Origin of the sequence: Nocardioides sp. CER19 (assembly GCF_029846275.1) — a bacterium.
Classification (GTDB): domain Bacteria; phylum Actinomycetota; class Actinomycetes; order Propionibacteriales; family Nocardioidaceae; genus Nocardioides.
On record NZ_JARVWS010000004.1, the window covers coordinates 473,826 to 493,061 of the forward strand.

Sequence of the window (19,236 nt, forward strand, 5' to 3'; positions counted from 1 at the left end):
CCCGCCGGGGACTCCCCGGCGGGCCGTCGTGGGTGCGGACTGGCTACTGCTGCTCGGTCGGCTTCTCGGCCGGCCTCTCCTCGGCCGTGCCGTCGAGGAGAGGGCTGGACTCGATCGCCTCGGGGGCGTCGGCGGCCGGGATCTCCTGACCGCCGGCCTTGCCCTTGAGCCGGGCGAGCTCGGCCTCGACGTCACCCTGCGAGCTGAGCGCCTCGAGCTCGCGGGAGATGTCGTCGCCCTTGTTGAGGGACGTGACGTCGTCGAGCGCGCCGGACGCGATGAGCTCGTCGACAGCGCCCGCGCGGGCCTGCATCTGCGCCGTCTTGTCCTCGGCCCGCTGGATCGCGGCGCCGACGTCGCCGAGCTCGTCACCGATGCCGGTGAGGGCCTCGTTGATCTTGGTCTGCGCCTCGGCCGCCGTGTAGGTGGCCTTGATCGTCTCCTTGCGGGTGCGGAACGACTCGACCCGGGCCTGCAGCCGCTGCTGCGCGAGGGTGAGCTTCTCCTCCTCGGCCTGGAGCGCGTCGTGCTGGGTGCGCAGGTCGGAGATCTGCGCCGTCAGGCCGGACTTGCGGGTCAGCGCCTCGCGGGCGAGATCCTCGCGGCCCAGGCCGATGGCCTTCTCGGCCTGCTCCTGGAGCTTGCCGGACTGCTGGTTGAGCTGGTTGAGCTGGAGCTCGACGCGCTTGCGGCTGGTCGCCACGTCGGCGACGCCGCGGCGCACCTTGGCGAGCAGCTCCAGCTGCTTCTGATAGCTGTAGTCGAGGGTCTCGCGCGGGTCCTCGGCGCGGTCCAGCGCCTTGCTCGCCTTCGACTTGAAGATCAGGGAGAAACGACTCCACAGGCTCATGGCGGTTCGGCTGCCTCTCACGCAGGATCGATGGGTGCCCTCACCCTACGGCGCGAAGACAACCATGCGCGACCGAGCCACTACGCTGGACGCCGTACCCATCCCCGCTGGATAAGGCCCTGAGTTGTTCCGTCGCAAGTCCGAGAGCGCCGTCGTCGACCAGACCTCTCTGAAGGAGGGCGGCAAGGGCCGTCCGACGCCCAGCCGCAAGGAGGCCGAGGCCGCGCGCCTGGCCCGCGCCCGCACGCCGCGCGGCCGCAAGGAGCAGGCGGCCGCGTCGCGCAACATGCGCTACGAGTCCAGCCAGAAGATGCGTGAGGCGATGAAGACGGGCGACGAGCGCTACCTGCCGGCGCGCGACAAGGGCCCGGAGCGGCGCTTCACCCGTGACTTCGTCGACAGCAAGTTCACCCTCGCCGAGCTGATCCTGCCGCTGCTGGTCGTCACGATGGTGCTCGGCTGGTCGGGCAACAACACCCTGGCCTGGTTCTCCAACGCGTTCATGACGCTCATGCTGCTCGCGGTGGTCGCCAACCTGCTCTGGCTGCGCTTCGGCCTCCACCGGCAGATGAAGCGCCGTTTCCCCGAGTCGACGCGCAAGGGCCTCACCTACTACGCCGTGGTGCGCGCGGTGCAGCTCCGCTTCCTGCGTATGCCGAAGCCGCAGGTCCGCATCGGGCAGCAGCTGCCCGACACCTACCGCTGAGCCGGCGTCAGGGGCGCTTGGCCGGCGACACGGTCTTCCCCGGGTCGCGCTCCACGGCGTCGCCGAGAGCATCGTCGATCGCAGCCATCAGGTCGGCCTCGAGCGTGACCCCGGCCGCCTTGACGTTCTCGGTGACCTGCTCGGGCCGGCTCGCACCGATGATCGCCGCCGAGACGTTCGGGTTCTGCAGCACCCAGGCGACGGCGAGCTGGGCCTGCGACAGCCCGGCCTGCTCGGCCAGCGGCTTGAGTCGCTGGACCCTCGTCAGCACGTCGTCGTTCAGGTAGCGGCCGATGAAGTCGGCCCCGCCCTTCTCGTCGGTGGCCCGCGACCCCTCGGGCACGGGCTGGCCCGGGACGTACTTGCCCGTCAGGACGCCCTGCGCGATCGGCGAGAAGACGACCTGGCCGATGCCCAGGTCCTCCGAGGCCGGCACGACCTCGGACTCGATGACGCGCCACAGCATGTTGTACTGCGGCTGGTTGGAGACGAAGGGGATCCGCAGCTCACGGGCGAGCGCGTGCCCGGCGCGCAGCTGGGCGGCGGTCCACTCCGAGACCCCGATGTAGAGCGCCTTCCCGCTGCGGACGACGTCGGCGAAGGCCTCCATCGTCTCCTCGAGCGGCGTCTCGTGGTCGTAGCGGTGCGCCTGGTAGACGTCGACGTACTCCGTGCCCAGCCGGCGCAGCGAGCCGTCGATCGACTCCATGATGTGCTTGCGCGACAGGCCGCTGTCGTTGTGCTTGCCCGGCCCGGTCGGCCAGTAGACCTTGGTGAGGATCTCGAGGCTCTCGCGCCGCTCGCCGGCGAGCGCCTTCCCGAGCACCTCCTCGGCGACCGTGTTGGCGTAGACGTCGGCGGTGTCGAACGTCGTGATGCCCTCGTCCAACGCCCGCCGCACGCAAGCGAGCGCCGCGTCCTCCTCGACCTGCGAGCCGTGGGTCAGCCAGTTGCCGTAGGCGATGGCCGAGATCTTCAGGCCGCTGTTGCCGAGGTTGCGGATCTCCATGTCCTCGACCCTACTGAGCCCCCGATGCGGCAGGATCGACGGGTGAGCTCCCCCACCTCCGATGTCAGCGTCCGGGTCGCCTGGGCCGAGGACGCGCCCGCGATCGCGGCGCTGCAGCTGCGCTCGTGGCAGCAGCGGTACGCCGGCCTGCTGACCGCGTCCGAGCTGCCGTCCGGCCCCGAGGCGGTCGAGGCGGCGACCGCCGCCTGGCGCGCGTCCCTCGTCAAGGCGGCCGACGCCCGGCAGCGGGTGCTCGTCGCGCTGGCCCACGCCGACGTCGTCGGCTTCGTGATGACCGGCCCGGCGACCGACCCGGACTGCGAGCCGATGCGCGACGGGGTCGTCGAGGAGCTGACCGTCGACCCGTCCCGGCTGCGCGAGGGTCACGGCTCGCGGCTGTTGCAGGCGGCTGCCGACACGCTCGTCGCCGACCGGTTCACGCGCGCGGTCTGCTGGGTGCCGTCCACCGACGACGACCTGCGTGGCTTCCTGACCGGCGCGGGCTGGGTGCCCGACGGGGCCCACCGCACCCTCGAGTCCCCGTCGGGCAAGCCGCTCAAGGAGATCCGGCTCCACGTCGCCCTGGAGGGCTAGAGGGACAGGTAGCTCTCGAGCCCCACCGTGAGGCCCGGGTGGTCCGCCACGCCGCGCAGGCCCGCGAGGACGCCCGGGACGAAGCCGGCCCGGTCGAGCGAGTCGTGCCGGATCGTGAGCGTCTCCCCCACCCCGCCGAGGACGACCTCCTGGTGGGCGACCAGCCCGCGGATCCGGAGACCGTGCACGTGGATGCCGTCGACGACCGCGCCGCGGGCGCCGTCGAGCTGCGTGCTGGTGGCGTCAGGGACCGGCCCGAGGCCCGCGTCGCGGCGGGCCGCGGCCACCAGCTCCGCCGTACGTCGTGCCGTGCCGGAGGGGGCGTCGGCCTTCGTCGGGTGGTGCAGCTCGACGATCTCGACCGACTCGAAGAAGGCGGCGGCCTCCGCCGCGAAGCGCATCATCAGGATCGCGCCGATGGAGAAGTTGGGGGCGATGAGCACGCCGACGCTGGGAGCGTCGTCGAGCCAGCCGCGGAGGGTCGCGAGCCGCTCGTCGTCGAAGCCGGTGGTGCCGACGACGGCGTGGATGCCGTGGGAGACGCAGAACTCGAGGTTGCCCATGACGGCGGCGGGGGTCGTCACGTCGACGACGGCGTCGACGCCGCGGTCGAGCAGTGTCTCCAACGGGTCGGCGCTGCCGATCCGGGCGACGACCTCGACCTCGTCGGATCCCTCGAGACCCTCCACGATCGCCGAGCCGAGCTTGCCGTGTGCGCCCAGTACACCCACCTTCACCACGCGTCGGACCCTACCGGGTCCACCACCCGCCGACCCGATCTGGCAGTCTGAGACCATGCCAGTGCAGACGATTCCGGCGCGGATCCGCTGGGCCGTGGACTTCATCGACGTCCACCCCAACGACCACATTCTCGAGGTCGGGTGCGGCCCGGGCGCGGGCGCGGAGCTGATCTGCAGCAGGCTCGAGACCGGCAAGCTGTTCGCCATCGACCGCTCCGAGTCGGGCGTCGACCGGACCAAGCGCCGCTGCGCCAAGTTCGTCCAGGCCGGCCGGCTGACCGTCCGCCAGATCGACCTGGCGACGCTGCGCGTCCCCGTGAAGCGGCTCAACAAGGTCTTCGCGTTCAACGTCAACCTGTTCTGGGTGCGCGAGGCGACCGACGAGGTGGCGCTGCTCTACGAACGCCTCCTGCCCGGCGGCACCTGCAACATCTTCTACGAGTCGACCCGCCGCGAGGACGTGGCCGCGATGGTCGAGAACACCTCGAAGGCCCTGATCGGCGCAGGCTTCCGCGTCTCGGTCGTCGACCAGAAGCAGCCTGCGGTCATCGGGATCATCGGCCGCAAGTGACGCACGCCGCGTCAGCGGAACTGCGTCGTCAGGGGTCGAGTAGGCGGGCGCGGCTGAGGAACGAAGTCGCGGCCGGCGTGTCGAGACCGGACGAGTAGGCCCCACGAGACTCGACACGCTCGCTGGCGATCGCTACTCGACCAGCCGAGCTTCAGGTCAGGGGCCGACGACGGCGAGGATCTCCGGGCCGGCGAACACCTGGGCGGCGATGGCGCGGCAGTCCTCGAGGGTGACCTCGTCGATCCGGGTCAGGACCTCGTCGATCGTCAGCAGGTCGGTGTGGACCAGCTCGGCCTTGCCGAGCCGCGACATCCGGGAGGCGGAGTCCTCGAGACCGAGCACGAGGCCGCCGCGCAGCTGGCCCTTCCCGACCGCGAGCTCGTCGGCCGTGATGCCGTCGCGGGCGAGCACCGCGATCTCGGAGCGGACCACCTTGAGCACCTCCTCGACCTTCGAGGGGAGGCAGCCGACGGCGACGCCCACCAGGCCGGTCTCGGCGTGGGAGCTGGCGAAGGAGTAGATCGAGTAGGCCAGGCCGCGCCGCTCGCGCACCTCCTGGAACAGCCGCGAGGAGGTGCCGCCGCCGAGTGCGGTCGTCAGGACCGACAGGGCGAAGCGGCGGTCGTCGTCACGGGCCAGGCCGGGTACGCCGAGGACCAGGTTGACCTGCTCGAACGGCCGGCTCGCCGAGACCGACCCCGATGCGATGCGCACGGGGCGTCCGGTGCGCGGAGGCACCGGCGGCTCGCTGCCGGACAGGAAGCCGTCGCGCCCGAAGGCCTTGCGGACCTGCCGCACGACGGTGGCGTGGTCGAGGTTGCCCGCGGCCGAGACGACCATGTTGGCGGGCCGGTAGTGCTTCTTGTAGAACCGCCGGATCTGGTCGCGGCTGAGCGCCTCGACCGACTCGGCCGTACCCGCGATCCCCCGGCCCAGCGGGGCGCCCTCACCGAACGCCTCCGCGGCGAACAGGTTGTGCACCACGTCGTCCGGGTCGTCGTCGTGCATGGCGATCTCGTCGAGGATGACGTCGCGCTCGGCCTCGACGTCGTCGGCGGTGAGCAGCGACGCGGTGACCATGTCGCCCAGGACGTCGATCGCCAGCGGCAGGTCGCTGTCGAGGACACGGGCGTGGAAGCAGGTGTACTCCTTCGTGGTGAAGGCGTTGAACTCACCGCCGACCGCGTCGAGCGCCAGCGAGATCTCGAGCGCGGTGCGCTCGGGGGTGCCCTTGAAGAGCAGGTGCTCGAGGAAGTGCGACGCGCCGTGCAAGCGGGCGCTCTCGTCACGGGAGCCGACGCCGACCCACACGCCCACGGCGGCGGACCGTACGCCGGCCATCTGCTCGGTGACGACACGCAGCCCGCCCGGCAGCACCGTGCGTCGTACGACGGATCCGGGGCCTTCCTCGAGCGTCACCGTCGTGCCGACCCGCTGGCTGGCGCCGGACAGGGCAGAACCGGACGACCGGCCGGCAGTGCCCTGCCGGCCGGTCGTCTCGGTCTCAGTCTTGCGAGAGCTCACGCCGGAGCGTCACTCCTCCACCTCGACGGCCTCATCCGTGGCCTCAGCCGCATTGTCGGCCTCCTCCACGACGGGGGCCAGCGAGAGCTTGCCGCGGTCGTCGATCTCGACGATCTGGACCTGGATCTTCTGACCCACCTCGACGACGTCCTCGACGGACTCGACGCGCTTGCCGTCGTTGAGGGCCCGCAGCTTGGTGATGTGCAGCAGGCCGTCCTTGCCGGGCAGCAGCGACACGAACGCACCGAAGTTGGTGGTCTTCACGACGGTGCCGAGGTAGCGCTCGCCGACCTCGGGCATCGTCGGGTTCGCGATCGAGTTGACCGCCGCGCGGGCGGCCTCGGCCGCGTCGCCATTGGTCGCACCGATGTAGACGGTGCCGTCGTCCTCGATCGAGATCGTGGCGCCGGTGTCCTCCTGGATCTGGTTGATCACCTTGCCCTTCGGGCCGATGACCTCGCCGATCTTGTCGACCGGCACCTTCACGGTGATGATCCGCGGCGCGAAGGGGGACATCTCCTCCGGACCCTCGATCGCCTCGCCCATGACCTCCAGGATCGCGGTACGCGCGTCCTTGGCCTGGTTGAGCGCGGCCGCGAGGACGTCGGCGGGGATGCCGTCGAGCTTGGTGTCCAGCTGCAGCGCCGTGACGAACTCGGGCGTGCCGGCGACCTTGAAGTCCATGTCGCCGAACGCGTCCTCGGCGCCGAGGATGTCGGTGAGCGCGACGTACTCGGTCTTGCCGTCGATCTCACCGGAGATCAGGCCCATCGCGATGCCGGCGACCGGAGCCTTGAGCGGCACGCCGGCCTGCAGCAGTGCCAGCGTCGAGGCGCAGACCGAGCCCATCGAGGTCGAGCCGTTCGAGCCCATGGCCTCGGAGAGCTGACGGATCGCGTAGGGGAACTCCTCGCGGGTCGGGAGGACCGGCAGGAGGGCACGACGCGCGAGGGCGCCGTGGCCGACCTCGCGGCGCTTCGGGGAGCCGACGCGGCCGGTCTCGCCGGTCGAGAACGGCGGGAAGACGTACTTGTGCATGTAGCGGCGGTGCTTCTCCGGGGAGAGCGTGTCGAGCTGCTGCTCCATCTTGAGCATGTCGAGGGTGGTGACGCCGAGGATCTGCGTCTCGCCACGCTCGAAGAGCGAGGAGCCGTGCACCCGCGGGATCACGCCGACCTCGGCGTGCAGCGGACGGATGTCGGCCAGGCCACGACCGTCGATGCGGACCTTGTCGCGCAGGACGCGCTCGCGGACGAGCTTCTTGTTGAGCGAGCGGAACGCGGCGCCGATCTCGCCCTCGCGGCCCTCGAACTGGCCGGCGACCTTCTCCAGGAGCGACGCCTTGATCTCGTCGAGACGGCTCTCGCGCTCCTGCTTGCCACCGATGGTGAGCGCCTCGGCGGTCTCGGCCGACACGGCGGCCTCGACGGCGTCGTAGACGTCGTCCTGGTAGTCCAGGAAGATCGGGAACTCGGCGACCGGCTTGGCGGCGACGTTGGCCAGCTCGACCTGCGCGTCGCACAGCTGCTTGATGAACGGCTTGGCGGCGTCCAGACCGGTGGCCACGATGGGCTCGGTCGGCGCCTGGGCGCCGGACTGGACCAGGTTCCAGGTCTGCTCGGTCGCCTCGGCCTCGACCATCATGATCGCGACGTCGCCGGTCTCGGTGACCCGGCCGGCCACGACCATGTCGAAGACGGCGTCCTCGAGCTGGCTGTGCGTCGGGAAGGCCACCCACTGGCCCTCGATGAGGGCGACGCGGACGCCACCCACCGGGCCGGAGAACGGAAGGCCGGACAGCTGCGTCGACATCGAGGCCGCATTGATCGCGAGGACGTCGTACGGCTGGTCGGGGTCGAGCGCGAGGACGGTGATGACGACCTGGACCTCGTTGCGCAGGCCCTTCTTGAAGGTCGGGCGCAGCGGGCGGTCGATCAGCCGGCAGGTGAGGATGGCGTCCTCGCCCGGACGACCCTCGCTCCGGAAGAAGGAGCCGGGGATCTTGCCCGCGGCGTACATCCGCTCCTCGACGTCGATCGTGAGCGGGAAGAAGTCGAAGTGGTCCTTCGGCTGCTTGGACACGGTGGTGGCCGACAGCAGCATGGTCTCGTCGTCGAGGTAGGCGGTCACCGAACCGGCGGCCTGGCGGGCCAGGAGGCCCGTCTCGAACTTGACGGTGCGCTTGCCGAACTTGCCGTTGTCGAGAACGGTCTCGACGGCAGAGATGACGGGTTCAGTCAATTTCTTCTCTTGTCATAGCGGTGGAGCGCCTCGCTCCACGTTCTTGGACTCGGATTTCGCCAGACAGCCTATCGGGCAGAGGCCCGAAATGCGGAACGACCAGCCACCCGCAGGGGTGGCTGGCCGTCACGCGAAGACTGAGGTCGTGATCAACGACGCAGACCGAGGCGCTCGATGATGGAGCGGTACCGGTTGATGTCGGTCTTCTGCAGGTAGTTGAGCAGACGACGACGCTGGCCGACGAGCAGCAGCAGGCCACGACGGCTGTGGTGGTCGTGCTTGTGCTGCTTGAGGTGCTCGGTGAGGTGGCCGATGCGGTGCGACAGCAGCGCGATCTGCACCTCGGGCGAGCCGGTGTCACCCTCGGTCGTGGCGTACTCGGCGATGATCTTCTTCTTGGTCTCCGCGTCGGTTCCAACCGCCATGGAGGGCTCCTCTCGTCTCGCTGCGCGGCGCGCCCGGGCCTGTTCACCGGGGCACTTTTTGTCCGCGGCCGTTCTTACGGCAACCGGAGAAGACTATCCCGGCGGTGTGCGCCCGACCCAATCGAGCCGGGCGCCCCGCTCAGACCCTGACTCCCTCGAGGACGTCGAGCACCTCCTCAGGGACCCGCGCCTCCCGCAGCCGCGCGACGCGCTCGGGGTCCGTGAACGTCTCGGCGAGCCGAGCGAGGAGGGCCAGGTGGTCGTCGCCGGCTCCGGCGATCCCGACGACGAACTCGGCCCGCTGACCGTTCCAGTCGACCGGCTCGTCGTACCTCACGAAGGAGATGGCGGTCCGGCGGATGGCGGCCTTCGCGTCGTTGGTGCCGTGCGGGATCGCGAGCCCGTTGCCCATGAAGGTCGACACCGACCGCTCCCGCTCGTGCATCGCCGCGACGTACGACGGCTCGACGGCACCGGCCGCGAGAAGCAGCTGTCCGGCCTCGTCGATGGCCGCGTCACGCGAGGTGGCCGTGCCGCCGAGGACGACCGACGTCGGCGACAGCACGCTGCCGTCCGCCGCCGCCTCGACGCCCGCGGACGGGACCGTCTCCAGGGGAACCTCCGCTCCGGTCGACCCCTGGTCGACCAACTCGACGATCTCGTCGTAGCGCGGGCTGCCCATGAAGTTGTCGACCGAGACGTGCATCGCGGACGGCGTCCTCTCCCGGGCCCGCTCGGTGAGGTCCTGGTGGGTGACGACGAGGTCGTAGGTGTCGCTGAGGTCGGAGATCGCCTTGTTGACGACCGTCACCTCGTCATGGCCGGCGTCGCGGATCTTCTTGCGCAGGACCGAGGCGCCCATGGCGGAGGAGCCCATGCCGGCGTCGCAGGCGAACACGATGGACCGGATCTCGCCCGTGTGCGCCCGCTCCCCCGTCAGCACGCTCGCCACCGACGACCGCTTGCCCTTGTTGGCCTCCATCTGTGCGGTCGCGCCGACGAGGTCGATCTCCTCGTCGGAGCGCTCGAGCTTCAGCAGTGCACCCGCGACCACGAAGGTCACCACCAGGGCGCTCGACCAGCACAGCGTCACGCCGAGGGCGCTGCCCTTGGCCAGGGAGGAGTAGACGGCGAAGATCGAGCCCGGCGCCGCCGGCGCCACCAGGCCGGAGTCGAAGATGACGTTCATCAGCGTTCCCGTCGCACCGCCGGCGATGAGCGCCAGCAGGAGGCGCGGCTTCGCGAGCACGTAGGGGAAGTAGACCTCGTGGATGCCGCCGAGGAACTGGATCACGAACGCACCCGGTGCCGTCGCCTTGGCGACGCCCTTGCCGAAGACCATGAAGGCGAGCAGCACGCCGGCGCCGGGCCCGGGGTTGGCCTCGAGCAGGAAGAGCGCCGAGTGCCCGATCTCCTTCGACTGGTCCAGGCCCAGCGGCGTCAGGACACCGTGGTTGATCGCGTTGTTGAGGAACAGCACCTTCGCCGGCTCGATGAAGATCGCGGTGAACGGCAGCAGGCTGTGGTTGACGAGGAACTCGACCACGTTGCCGAGGCCCTCCATGACGGCACGCAGGACCGGCCCGAGGAGGAACATCGCCCCGATCGCCATCAGGGCCGCCGAGATGCCGGCCGAGAAGTTGTTGACGAGCATCTCGAACCCGGGCTTGATCTTGCCGTCCCACAGCCGGTCGAGCCGCATGATCACGAACGCGCCCAGCGGTCCCATGATCATGGCGCCGAGGAACATCGGCGACCCGCCGGTCTCGGCGTAGGCCTTGTCGAAGAGCGGCGAGCTGGTGGCGAGGATGATGCCCAGCGTCGAGGTCGCACCGACGACGCCACCGCGGATCTTGTAGACGTTGTAGCCGCCGGTGTAGGCGATCAGCAGCGGGATCAGGTAGTAGATGCCCGGGCCGACCATCGTGGCGATCTTCTCGTTGGGGGTCCACCCCACGGGGATGAAGAACGCCGTGATGAGGCCCCAGGCGATGATGGCGCCGATGTTCGGCATCACCATGTTGGACAGGAACGTGCCGAACTTCTGCACGTGGACGCGAGCCCCGGGTCGGGACCTCGGGACGGTGGTCGGTGCGCTGGCGGTCGCGGCCATGGAACGTCCTCTCGTTCTCAGAGGCGGCGTGACGTGCGTCACGCGGCAATGCGGTCAGTGTGCACCGATTCGGACATGTTGCCAAGCACTCGGACACTGTTTTCTGTCCGATGATGTGGCTTTTGCGGGCGGCCGCCGCTAGCGTCGGAGATCGACGACGTGGGCAGATCCGCCCGGAAGATCGAAAGGACGATCCGCCATGAAGGCACTGCGCTTCTACGCACCCGAGGACGTCCGGCTCGAGGAGGTCCCCGAGCCGACCTGCGGCCCCGACGAGGTCAAGCTCAAGGTCCGCAACTGCTCGACGTGCGGCACCGACGTGAAGATCTTCCACAACGGCCACCAGAACCTCACGCCGCCGCGCACGATCGGTCACGAGATCGCCGGCGAGGTCGTGGAGGTCGGCGCCGACGTCAACGCGACGTACGGCAGCAGCTGGGCGGTCGGCGACCGCGTCCAGGTCATCGCCGCCGTGCCGTGCGGCGAGTGCCACGAGTGCCGCAAGGGCTGGATGGCCGTGTGCCAGAACCAGACGTCGGTGGGCTACCAGTACGACGGCGGGTTCGCCGAGTACATGATCGTCCCGCGCCAGGTGCTCAAGGTGGACGGCCTCAACCGGATCCCCGACAACGTCGGCTACGACGAGGCCTCGGCGGCCGAGCCGTTCGCGTGCGCGATCAACGCCCAGGAGCTGCTCGGCATCGAGCCGGGCGACACCGTGGTGATCTTCGGCGCCGGACCGATCGGCTGCATGCACACGCGCATCGCCCGCGGCGTCCACGACGCGGGTCCGATCTACCTCGTCGACGTCAACGCCGAGCGCCTGGCCATGTCGGCGGACGCCGTGAAGCCCGACGAGGCGATCAACGGCTCCGTGGTCGACGTCGTCGCCCGGGTGATGGAGCTGACCGGCGGCCGCGGCGCCGACGTCGTCATCACCGCCACGGCCGCGAACGTCACCCAGGAGCAGGCCATCTCGATGGCCGCCCGCAACGGCCGGATCTCGTTCTTCGGGGGGCTGCCGAAGACCGACCCCTTCATCCGCTGCGACTCCAACCTCGTGCACTACCGCCAGCTGCACATCCACGGCGCCAACGGCTCCGCCCCGGAGCACAACAAGCGCGCGCTGGAGTACATCTCGACCGGTCAGGTCCCGGTCAAGGACCTCATCACCCGCCACGTGCCGCTCGACGACGTGCTGAGCGCGTTCGACATCGTCAAGAACGGTGAGGCGATCAAGGTCACCGTCGAGCCGTAGGGCGGCGAAGCCGCTCCTACGGCTCAGGGCGGGGAGGTCGAGCGAGCCCGCGGCCGAGCCTGTGAGGCCGCGACGGCGAGTCGAGACCCACCGTCGAGCCGTAGGGCGGGCGGGAGTACCCGGTTGACCGGGTACTCCGGAACTCCGAGGGCGTCATGACACCCCGGGAGTTCCGCACTTCCCTGGGCGGCGGGGCCGGTGGGGCTCCTGTGGGTCGGGCGGGTCGGGCGAGTCGGCCGGGCAGGGCGTCTCAGGCGAGGAGGGCGCGGACCGCCTCGCGCCCGGCCCGGGGGTCGGCGGCGGCCAGCGCCGCCTCGGCCGCCTCCTCGCAGGTCGCGCGCGTGACGGCGGCAAGCTGCGCACCGACCGCCCGTACGGCGGCCGGCGCCATCGACAGGGAGGTGACACCCATCCCGACGAGAGCCATCGCGAGCAGCGGGTCGGCGGCCGCCTCGCCGCACACGCCGACCGGCTTGCGCGCCTGACGTCCCGCCTCGGCCGTGATCGCGACCATGTGCAGCACGGCCGGCTGCCAGGGGTCGGTGAGGTAGGCCAGGTCGGTGGCGAGCCGGTCGGCGGCCATGACGTACTGGGTCAGGTCGTTGGTGCCGATGGACAGGAAGTCGACGACCTCCAGGAACCGGCTCGCGAGCAGTGCAGCACTGGGGACCTCGACCATGACGCCGGGCTTGAGGTCGCGCCGACGCACCTGCTCGGCGAAGGCGGCCGCCTCGGCGACCGTGGCCACCATCGGCGCCATCACCCAGGCGTCGGCGCCCGTGCGCCGTGCCGCGTCGGCGATGCCGTCGAGCTGGCGCTCCAGCAGCTGCGGGTTGTGCTCGGCGAGCCGCAGCCCGCGCACTCCGAGGGCCGGGTTCTCCTCGTCCTCGAGCGTCGCGAACGCGATCGGCTTGTCGGACCCGGCATCGAGGGTGCGCACCACGACGTGGTGGCCCGCCGCCGCGAACGGCCCGAGCACCTCGGCGTAGATGTCGGCCTGCTCCTCGGCCGTGGGTTCCTCGCGGCGGTCCAGGAAGCAGAGCTCGGTGCGGAACAGCCCGACGCCCTCGACCGGGACGTCGGTCGCGACGCGCGCGGACTCGCCGTCCGCGACGTTGGCCAGCAGGGTGACACGTGCGCCGTCGGCCGTGGCGCCGGGGCCGGCCCACGCCTCGAGCGCGGCCCGGCGGACCCGGTCCTCCTCGACCAGGCGACGGGCCTCGTCCTCGGCCACGGCGGGGTCGACGGTGCCGGCCGCTCCGTCCACCAGGACGTGGCTCCCGGCCGCCAGCCCGAGGGCGGCCGCGACGCCGACGACGCACGGGATGCCGAGCTGGCGCGCGATGATCGCGGTGTGGCTCGTCGCCCCGCCCCGCTGCGTGACGAGGGCGAGGACCCGGCCGGGCTCGAGGCTGGCGGTGTCCGCCGGAGCGAGGTCGGACGCGACGACGACCGACGGAACCTCCGGCGGGGCGACGCCGGGCTCCGGCTCGCCCACCAGCCGCGCGACCAACCGCCGTTCGATGTCGCGCAGGTCGGTGGCCCGCTCGGCCATGAGACCGCCCATCGCCGCGAAGACTCCGACGAACTGCTCGACCGCACCGTGCACCGCGGCCAGCAGCGCCTCGCCGCCCTCGAGGCGTGTCCCGACCGCCTGGCGCAGCCCCTTGTCGCGGGTCAGGCCGGCGCTCGCGGTCAGGACCTCCGCGGCCGCGCCCGTCGCCCGGGCCGCCTTGGCGGCGTACCCCTCAGCGACCGCGACGGCGGCGAGGTCGTAGGCGGCCAGCGCGTCGTCGACCGTGGCGTGGCCACCGTCGCCGTACGATGCGACTGCCTCCGGCGAGACCTCCTGCGTGACCACGAGGACCGGCCCGTAGGCGAGTCCCGGCACGACCGGCGTGCCGCGGAGCAGGGAGTGCGGCGCGCTCTGGCCGACGTCCGTGGTGGTAGTGACCATGGCCACATCCAATGCCACAGGTCGCTTGACAGTCAACACATTCGGGACTAAAACAACACAATCAAAGGTGCCGCTCGATCGCCGGCAGTGAGGAGCCCCCAGACATGTACGCCGAGGAGCGCCACCAGGCCATCGCCGAGATGGTGGCGAGCCGGGGCAGGGTCGCGGTCACCGAGCTCGCGTCGCGGTTCAGCGTGACGACGGAGACCGTGCGGCGCGACCTCTCGCAGCTCGAGCGGCTCCAGCTCGTCCGGCGGGTCCACGGCGGGGCGGTCTCGCTCCGCTCGGTCACGATGCTCGAGCCGCGCCTGTCCGACCGCGACCAGGAGCGCACACCCGAGAAGGACCGGATCGCACAGGCCGCGGTCGCCCTGCTCCCCCAGGGCGGCGGCACGCTGCTCATCGATGCCGGCAGCACCACCGCGCGGCTGGCCTCGCGGCTCCCGGCCACCGACCCGTGGACGGTCATCACCCACTCGGTCCCGATCGCCGCCATCCTCGCCCCGCTCCCCCACGTCGAGCTGCACCTGCTGCCCGGCCGGGTCCGGACGGCGACCCAGGCGGCGGTCGGGCACGAGACGGTGCAGGCGATCGGGCAGTACCGCGCCGACCTGGCCTTCCTCGGCACCAACGGCGTCTCGACCCGCCACGGCCTGTCCACCCCGGATAGCGAGGAGGCAGCGACCAAGCGGGCGCTCGTGGAGGGCGGCCAGCGGGTCGTCGTACTCGCAGACGCCACCAAGATCGGTCAGGAGCGCGCCGTGCGCTTCGCCGGCCTCGATGAGGTCGACGTCCTGGTGACCGACGACGCCATCAGCCCCTCCGACGTCGCGGCGTTCGAGGCCGCCGGCCTGGACGTCGTCGAGGCGTAGCAACGATGTCGACGACGCGGCAGGGAGCGGGACTGATCGTCACGCTGACCGCCAACCCCAGCGTCGACCGGACGGTCGCGCTGCCCTGCGCCCTGGAGCGCGGTGCCGTCCTCCGCGTCGACCACGCCACGTCCCAGGCCGGAGGCAAGGGCGTCAACATCTCCCGGGCGGCCGTCGCCGCCGGCCTCGCCACCGTCGCGGTCCTGCCCGCGCGATCCGACGACGCGTTCGTCCACGAGCTGGAGGAAGCCGGGATCAGGTGCCGCACGTCGCGGCCGGCCGGCGAGATCCGGGTCAACCTCACCCTCACCGAGCCCGACGGCACCACGACGAAGCTCAACAGCCCCGGCGCGGCCGTCGACCGGGAGCACCTCGACGACCTCGCCGCGACACTCGAGCGCGAGGCGCGAGGTGCGTCGTGGGCCGTGTTCGCGGGCTCGCTCCCACCCGGCGCGCCTGCAGGCCTGTACGCCGACCTGGTCGCCCGCCTGCGCGGGGTGACCCGGATCGCCGTCGACACCAGTGGCGAGCCGCTGGCTCGCCTGGTCGACGGGCTGCCCACCAGCGCCCCCGACCTGCTCAAGCCCAACGCCGAGGAGCTGGCCTCGGTGACAGGCGCGGACGGGGCCGAGCTCGAGGCCGACCCGGTCGCCGCCGCCCGGGCCGCGCGCCAGCTGGTCGACCGGGGCGTCGGCACCGTGCTCGCGACCCTCGGCGGCCAGGGCGCCCTCCTGGTCGACGCCGAGGGGGCGTGGCACGCGCTGCCGCCGCCGACCACGGTCGTGAGCACGGTCGGCGCGGGCGACTCGAGCCTGTTCGGCTACCTGCTCGCCGAGCTCCGTGGGCTTCCACCGGCCGACCGGGTCGCGCTCGCCGTCGCCTACGGCAGCGCGGCCGCCGGCCTGCCCGGCACCACGATCCCCGGGCCCGAGCACGTGCGGCCCGAGGCGGCGGTCGTGCGCCCCCTGCTGCTGCACGAAGCGATGTGAGCCCTCACCGACCATCCACTCACCGCACCGGAGGAGACCCCATGCCCAGCACGTCAGTCATCGTCGGCTCGGCCGTCGGCCTGCACGCCCGACCCGCCGCGCTCATCGCCGAGGCGGTGGGGAACCTCGGCGTCCCCGTGACGATCAACGGCGTCGACGCCGGCTCGTCCCTCATGATCATGACGCTCGGCGCGAAGAAGGGCGACGAGGTCGAGGTCGCCAGCGACGACCCCGCGGCGCTCGCCGCTGTCGTCGCGCTGGTCGAGCGCGACCTCGACGCCGAGTGAGCGCGTGACATAGCCCCTCGGGGGTGCCCACGGGACGGATGTGATGGCACGATCAACCGTCATGACCCGTCTCGGAACCCTGGTCGCCGCACTGCTCCTGGCCCTCGGCCTGCTGGCACCGGGCGGCCCGGGCGGCCTGCTGGCACCGGGCGGCCCGGCGAGCGTGGCGGCCGAGGCGCGGATCCCGGCCGACGTACCGACGTTCGCGAGCGCCGTCCCGGCCAGCACCACCCAGGTGGTCCGGACGATCTCGAGCCGACGCTGGTGCCGGCAGGTCTACTGCACCGTCACCCAGGCCTGGCGGAAGGACGCGGCCGGGTGGCACCTGGTGCGCCAGTTCCGTTCCTCGATCGGCGCGAAGGGCTGGGGCAAGCAGCGGGAAGGCGACCGGCGCTCCCCCGTCGGCGTGTTCCGGATCAAGGTGACGTTCTCGACCCGCTCGCCCGGACCCGGTCCGATGCCGTGGCGCCAGCGGAGGGCGACGTCGGTCGTGAGCAACACGCCGGGACCGAACTACAACACGTGGCTCGAGGTGCCGGGCGTGCGCAGCGGCAACCGCCCCTCGATGCGCTGGGGCTGGGTGGTCGACTACAACCACGTCCGGCTGGCGCCGGGACAGGGCGCGCAGCCGGTGCCGGGCAAGGGCAGCGGCATCTTCTACCACACGTCCAAGCCCGGGCACCGCTGGTCGCCGACCGCGGGCTGCACCCAGGTCGGCAACCCGCAGGGGATGCGTTGGCTGGAACGCTGGCTGCGCCCCGGAGCCGACCCACGAGTGGTCCAGCGGCTCTGAGGCGCAGCCTGCGTGGCGCGGCTACCCGGCGGCGTACGCCGGCCGCTCGGGCTCCTCGACACGCGTCCCGACCGGTGCGGTGAGCCGGCCGGGCCACCAGGCCCGCTCCCCCAGCAGGACGAGCGCCGCCGGCAGGAGCACCTGACGGACCAGTGTGGCGTCGAGGAAGATCGCGACGGCCAGGCCCACACCCAGGGTCTTCATCTCGAGCATGCTGAGCGTCGCGAAGATCGCGAACACCGAGATCATCACCGTGGCGGCGCTGGTGACGACGCCCGAGGTGTCGGCGATGCCGCGCTGCACCGCGAGCCGCGGCGGCAAGCCGTTGAGCGCGTGCTCGCGCACCCGGCTCAGGACGAACGCGTGGTAGTCCATCGACAGGCCGACCAGGACGACCATCACGAACAGCGGCAGCCAGTTGATGAGGAACCCGGGTGAGCTGAAGCCGAGCGGCCCCTCGAGGAACCCGTGCTGGAAGACCAGCGTCAGCACGCCGAACGCGACGCCCACCGAGGCCAGGTTGAGCACGCAGGTCAGCAGCGCGAGCACGACGCTGCGGAAGGCCAGGCCCATGATGAGGACCGTCAGCAGCAGCACGGCGCCGACGACGTACGGCAGCCGCTCGCGCAGCAGGTGGGTGGTGTCGTAGTTCTCGGCCGCCATACCGCCGACGTACGCCGTCTGCTCACCCATCGCGGCCGGCACCAGCCGGTTGCGCAGGTGCAGCACCGCGTCGTCGACCCGCGGGTCCTCGTCGGCGTAGTGGGTGGTCAGGTGCAGCACGGCGACGCTGCCGTCGTCGGCGACCTGGATGTCGGGCTGCCCGGCCAGGAAGTCACGCGTCCGACCCGCGTCCTGCTGGAGCCCCGCCAGGGCGGTCCGCACCTGGGACTCCTGGCCGGCGGGCACGGGCACCACGACGTCGGCCCCGACCAGCTGCGACGGGAACGCCGCCTCCATGTCCCGGTAGGTCTGGACCTGCGGGATCGACTGCGGCAGCGTGGAGAGGTTGGACTGGTGGATCTTCATGCCGAGCGCCGGCGCGGAGAGGGCGAGTACGACGACCGTGCCGGCGAGCAGGGCGGCGACCGGGTGCCGCACCACCGGACCGAGCAGGCGGGTGCTGATGCCACCGCGGCCGATGCGGCGGTTGAGCCGCCACAGCAGCGGGATGCGCGGTCGGTCGACCCAGCGGCCGAGGCCGCCGAGGAGCGCGGGCAGCACGGTGATCGAGCCGATCACGGCGATCGCGACCACCACGATGGCGCCGGTGGCGAGCGAGTTGAAGGTGACGTCGCCGACCAGGTAGAGGCCGGCCATCGCCGCGATCACCGCGGCTCCCGACACGAGGATCGAGTGTCCCGAGGTGGCCGCCGCGATCTCGACGGCGTCCACGGTGCCGTGGCCGGCGGCGCGCTCGGCGCGTTCGCGCTTGAGGTAGAAGAGCGAGTAGTCGACGCCGACCGCCATGCCGATGAGGACGATGAGGCTGCTGACCGTGGGCTCGGCGTGGACCAGGTGCGAGATCGGCGCGGTGAGCCCGATCGTCGCGGCGACGCTGGTGGCTCCGACGAGCACCGGGATGCCCGCCGCGATGAGCGCGCCGAACGCCAGCAGCATGAGGACGAGAGTGATCGGGAGGCTGATGCCCTCGGCCGAGGAGAGGTCCTCGCCGACCCGGTCGTTGATGGCGGCGTCGACCGAGACGTCACCGGTCTGCCGGACCTCGAGGTCCGGGTGCTGCTTCTGGACGGAGTCGGTGACCGCCTGCAGGGCGCTCACGTCGTCGGTGTTGTCGCGCAGCTCGGCGTTGACGAGCACGGCCTTGCCGTCCGGGCTGGTCACCGGGTCGACGACCTTGGCGACGAAGGACAGCGTCCGGCCCTGCGTGGCGATCTGCCCGGCGGCAGCGGTCCGCTCCGCCGGCGTACCGCCGGTGACGAGGATGCGCTCGGTGTCGGGCGCCTCCATGCCGGCGCTGCGGACGAGGGCGGCGGCGTGGCCCGAGTCGCCCGTGTCGTAGTCGGCGTCGGTCGTCTCCTGGGTCGGGACGGCGGCCGCGAGGCCGACGGCGATGATGACGAAGGCGAGCCACCCCCCGACCGCTCGCCAGGGGTGACCGGCGCTCCAGCGGGCGATCCGCAGGGGGACCCCTCCGTGTCTGTTCAGCTTGTTCATCTCAGGCTCCTTTCAGGCTGTGCGACCAGCCTCGTGAGCCCGCGCTCCCGTGTCGGTGGTGCGCCCTCCCGAAGTGACGGTGGTGCCTGCACCACTGCGCGGGACCGCCTGCCGGCGCCAGGATGGGGG

Annotated in this window: 17 protein-coding genes; 8 read left to right on the forward strand and 9 right to left on the reverse strand. The window is 71.5% G+C overall.

Annotated features, from left to right (window positions below):
- Positions 1–43: 43 nt before the first annotated feature.
- Positions 44–850 carry a PspA/IM30 family protein gene (locus tag QDS12_RS21775; RefSeq protein WP_279883082.1) on the reverse strand — a complete coding sequence of 269 codons (807 nt, stop codon included), beginning with the start codon at positions 848–850 and terminating at the stop codon, positions 44–46.
- Positions 851–974: 124 nt separating this feature from the next.
- Between QDS12_RS21775 and QDS12_RS21780 the strand changes: the two genes are divergently transcribed.
- Positions 975–1,556 (forward strand): DUF3043 domain-containing protein, encoded by a 582-nt coding sequence (locus QDS12_RS21780; protein WP_279883084.1) that lies wholly within the window; start codon positions 975–977, stop codon positions 1,554–1,556.
- A 7-nt stretch (positions 1,557–1,563) separates the two neighbouring features.
- Here the strand turns inward: QDS12_RS21780 and QDS12_RS21785 are convergent, their stop codons facing one another.
- Positions 1,564–2,565 carry an aldo/keto reductase family protein gene (locus QDS12_RS21785; RefSeq protein ID WP_279883086.1) on the reverse strand — a complete coding sequence of 334 codons (1,002 nt, stop codon included), beginning with the start codon at positions 2,563–2,565 and terminating at the stop codon, positions 1,564–1,566.
- A 42-nt stretch (positions 2,566–2,607) separates the two neighbouring features.
- On the opposite strand from QDS12_RS21785, the gene QDS12_RS21790 reads away from it, so the two are divergent.
- Positions 2,608–3,159 (forward strand): GNAT family N-acetyltransferase, encoded by a 552-nt coding sequence (locus tag QDS12_RS21790; RefSeq protein ID WP_279883088.1) that lies wholly within the window; start codon positions 2,608–2,610, stop codon positions 3,157–3,159.
- Here QDS12_RS21790 and dapB read toward each other — a convergent pair.
- Complete coding sequence (gene dapB / locus QDS12_RS21795) at positions 3,156–3,899, reverse strand: 4-hydroxy-tetrahydrodipicolinate reductase (protein WP_279883090.1); 744 nt, start codon at positions 3,897–3,899, stop codon at positions 3,156–3,158. The genes QDS12_RS21790 and dapB overlap by 4 nt on opposite strands.
- Positions 3,900–3,954: 55 nt before the next feature.
- Here dapB and QDS12_RS21800 point away from each other — a divergent pair, with 55 nt between their 5' ends.
- Positions 3,955–4,470 carry a class I SAM-dependent methyltransferase gene (locus QDS12_RS21800; RefSeq protein ID WP_279883091.1) on the forward strand — a complete coding sequence of 172 codons (516 nt, stop codon included), beginning with the start codon at positions 3,955–3,957 and terminating at the stop codon, positions 4,468–4,470.
- A 156-nt stretch (positions 4,471–4,626) separates the two neighbouring features.
- Here the strand turns inward: QDS12_RS21800 and QDS12_RS21805 are convergent, their stop codons facing one another.
- The 4 genes from QDS12_RS21805 to QDS12_RS21820 form a co-directional block, all read right to left on the reverse strand.
- The gene (locus QDS12_RS21805) at positions 4,627–5,994 is read right to left on the reverse strand and encodes a pitrilysin family protein (protein WP_279883093.1); all 1,368 of its coding nucleotides are present in this window, start codon (positions 5,992–5,994) and stop codon (positions 4,627–4,629) included.
- 9 nt (positions 5,995–6,003) lie between these two features.
- The gene (locus QDS12_RS21810; RefSeq protein WP_279883095.1) at positions 6,004–8,235 is read right to left on the reverse strand and encodes a polyribonucleotide nucleotidyltransferase; all 2,232 of its coding nucleotides are present in this window, start codon (positions 8,233–8,235) and stop codon (positions 6,004–6,006) included.
- A gap of 149 nt (positions 8,236–8,384) precedes the next feature.
- Positions 8,385–8,660 carry a 30S ribosomal protein S15 gene (rpsO, locus tag QDS12_RS21815; protein WP_279883097.1) on the reverse strand — a complete coding sequence of 92 codons (276 nt, stop codon included), beginning with the start codon at positions 8,658–8,660 and terminating at the stop codon, positions 8,385–8,387.
- Positions 8,661–8,799: 139 nt separating this feature from the next.
- Complete coding sequence (locus tag QDS12_RS21820; protein WP_279883099.1) at positions 8,800–10,773, reverse strand: PTS mannitol transporter subunit IICBA; 1,974 nt, start codon at positions 10,771–10,773, stop codon at positions 8,800–8,802.
- Positions 10,774–10,972: 199 nt separating this feature from the next.
- Between QDS12_RS21820 and QDS12_RS21825 the strand changes: the two genes are divergently transcribed.
- The gene (locus tag QDS12_RS21825) at positions 10,973–12,031 is read left to right on the forward strand and encodes a zinc-dependent dehydrogenase (protein WP_279883101.1); all 1,059 of its coding nucleotides are present in this window, start codon (positions 10,973–10,975) and stop codon (positions 12,029–12,031) included.
- A gap of 250 nt (positions 12,032–12,281) precedes the next feature.
- Here the strand turns inward: QDS12_RS21825 and QDS12_RS21830 are convergent, their stop codons facing one another.
- Complete coding sequence (locus QDS12_RS21830; protein ID WP_279883103.1) at positions 12,282–13,988, reverse strand: putative PEP-binding protein; 1,707 nt, start codon at positions 13,986–13,988, stop codon at positions 12,282–12,284.
- Positions 13,989–14,092: 104 nt separating this feature from the next.
- Between QDS12_RS21830 and QDS12_RS21835 the strand changes: the two genes are divergently transcribed.
- The 4 genes from QDS12_RS21835 to QDS12_RS21850 all read left to right on the forward strand — a co-directional run bounded on the left by QDS12_RS21835 (position 14,093) and on the right by QDS12_RS21850 (position 16,929).
- Positions 14,093–14,860, forward strand: coding sequence for a DeoR/GlpR family DNA-binding transcription regulator (locus QDS12_RS21835; RefSeq protein WP_279883105.1), 768 nt, complete (start codon positions 14,093–14,095; stop codon positions 14,858–14,860).
- Between the two features lie 5 nt (positions 14,861–14,865).
- Positions 14,866–15,849 (forward strand): 1-phosphofructokinase family hexose kinase, encoded by a 984-nt coding sequence (locus QDS12_RS21840; RefSeq protein ID WP_279883107.1) that lies wholly within the window; start codon positions 14,866–14,868, stop codon positions 15,847–15,849.
- 41 nt (positions 15,850–15,890) lie between these two features.
- A complete protein-coding gene (locus QDS12_RS21845) occupies positions 15,891–16,136 on the forward strand; it encodes an HPr family phosphocarrier protein (RefSeq protein WP_279883108.1) in 246 nt (81 codons plus the stop codon).
- A 61-nt stretch (positions 16,137–16,197) separates the two neighbouring features.
- Positions 16,198–16,929 (forward strand): L,D-transpeptidase family protein, encoded by a 732-nt coding sequence (locus QDS12_RS21850; protein WP_279883109.1) that lies wholly within the window; start codon positions 16,198–16,200, stop codon positions 16,927–16,929.
- Positions 16,930–16,950: 21 nt separating this feature from the next.
- Here the strand turns inward: QDS12_RS21850 and QDS12_RS21855 are convergent, their stop codons facing one another.
- The gene (locus tag QDS12_RS21855; RefSeq protein WP_279883110.1) at positions 16,951–19,107 is read right to left on the reverse strand and encodes an MMPL family transporter; all 2,157 of its coding nucleotides are present in this window, start codon (positions 19,105–19,107) and stop codon (positions 16,951–16,953) included.
- Positions 19,108–19,236 lie beyond the last annotated feature (129 nt).

Bases quoted from the DNA above. Each gene is read 5' to 3' on its own strand.
- QDS12_RS21820 (WP_279883099.1), bottom strand. From the start codon at position 10,773: ATGGCCGCGACCGCCAGCGCACCGACCACCGTCCCGAGGTCCCGACCC.
- QDS12_RS21775 (WP_279883082.1), bottom strand. From the start codon at position 850: ATGAGCCTGTGGAGTCGTTTCTCCCTGATCTTCAAGTCGAAGGCGAGC.
- QDS12_RS21835 (WP_279883105.1), top strand. From the start codon at position 14,093: ATGTACGCCGAGGAGCGCCACCAGGCCATCGCCGAGATGGTGGCGAGC.
- QDS12_RS21825 (WP_279883101.1), top strand. From the start codon at position 10,973: ATGAAGGCACTGCGCTTCTACGCACCCGAGGACGTCCGGCTCGAGGAG.
- QDS12_RS21840 (WP_279883107.1), top strand. From the start codon at position 14,866: ATGTCGACGACGCGGCAGGGAGCGGGACTGATCGTCACGCTGACCGCC.
- QDS12_RS21830 (WP_279883103.1), bottom strand. From the start codon at position 13,988: ATGGTCACTACCACCACGGACGTCGGCCAGAGCGCGCCGCACTCCCTG.
- QDS12_RS21845 (WP_279883108.1), top strand. From the start codon at position 15,891: ATGCCCAGCACGTCAGTCATCGTCGGCTCGGCCGTCGGCCTGCACGCC.
- QDS12_RS21850 (WP_279883109.1), top strand. From the start codon at position 16,198: ATGACCCGTCTCGGAACCCTGGTCGCCGCACTGCTCCTGGCCCTCGGC.
- QDS12_RS21785 (WP_279883086.1), bottom strand. From the start codon at position 2,565: ATGGAGATCCGCAACCTCGGCAACAGCGGCCTGAAGATCTCGGCCATC.
- QDS12_RS21855 (WP_279883110.1), bottom strand. From the start codon at position 19,107: ATGAACAAGCTGAACAGACACGGAGGGGTCCCCCTGCGGATCGCCCGC.
- rpsO (WP_279883097.1), bottom strand. From the start codon at position 8,660: ATGGCGGTTGGAACCGACGCGGAGACCAAGAAGAAGATCATCGCCGAG.
- QDS12_RS21800 (WP_279883091.1), top strand. From the start codon at position 3,955: ATGCCAGTGCAGACGATTCCGGCGCGGATCCGCTGGGCCGTGGACTTC.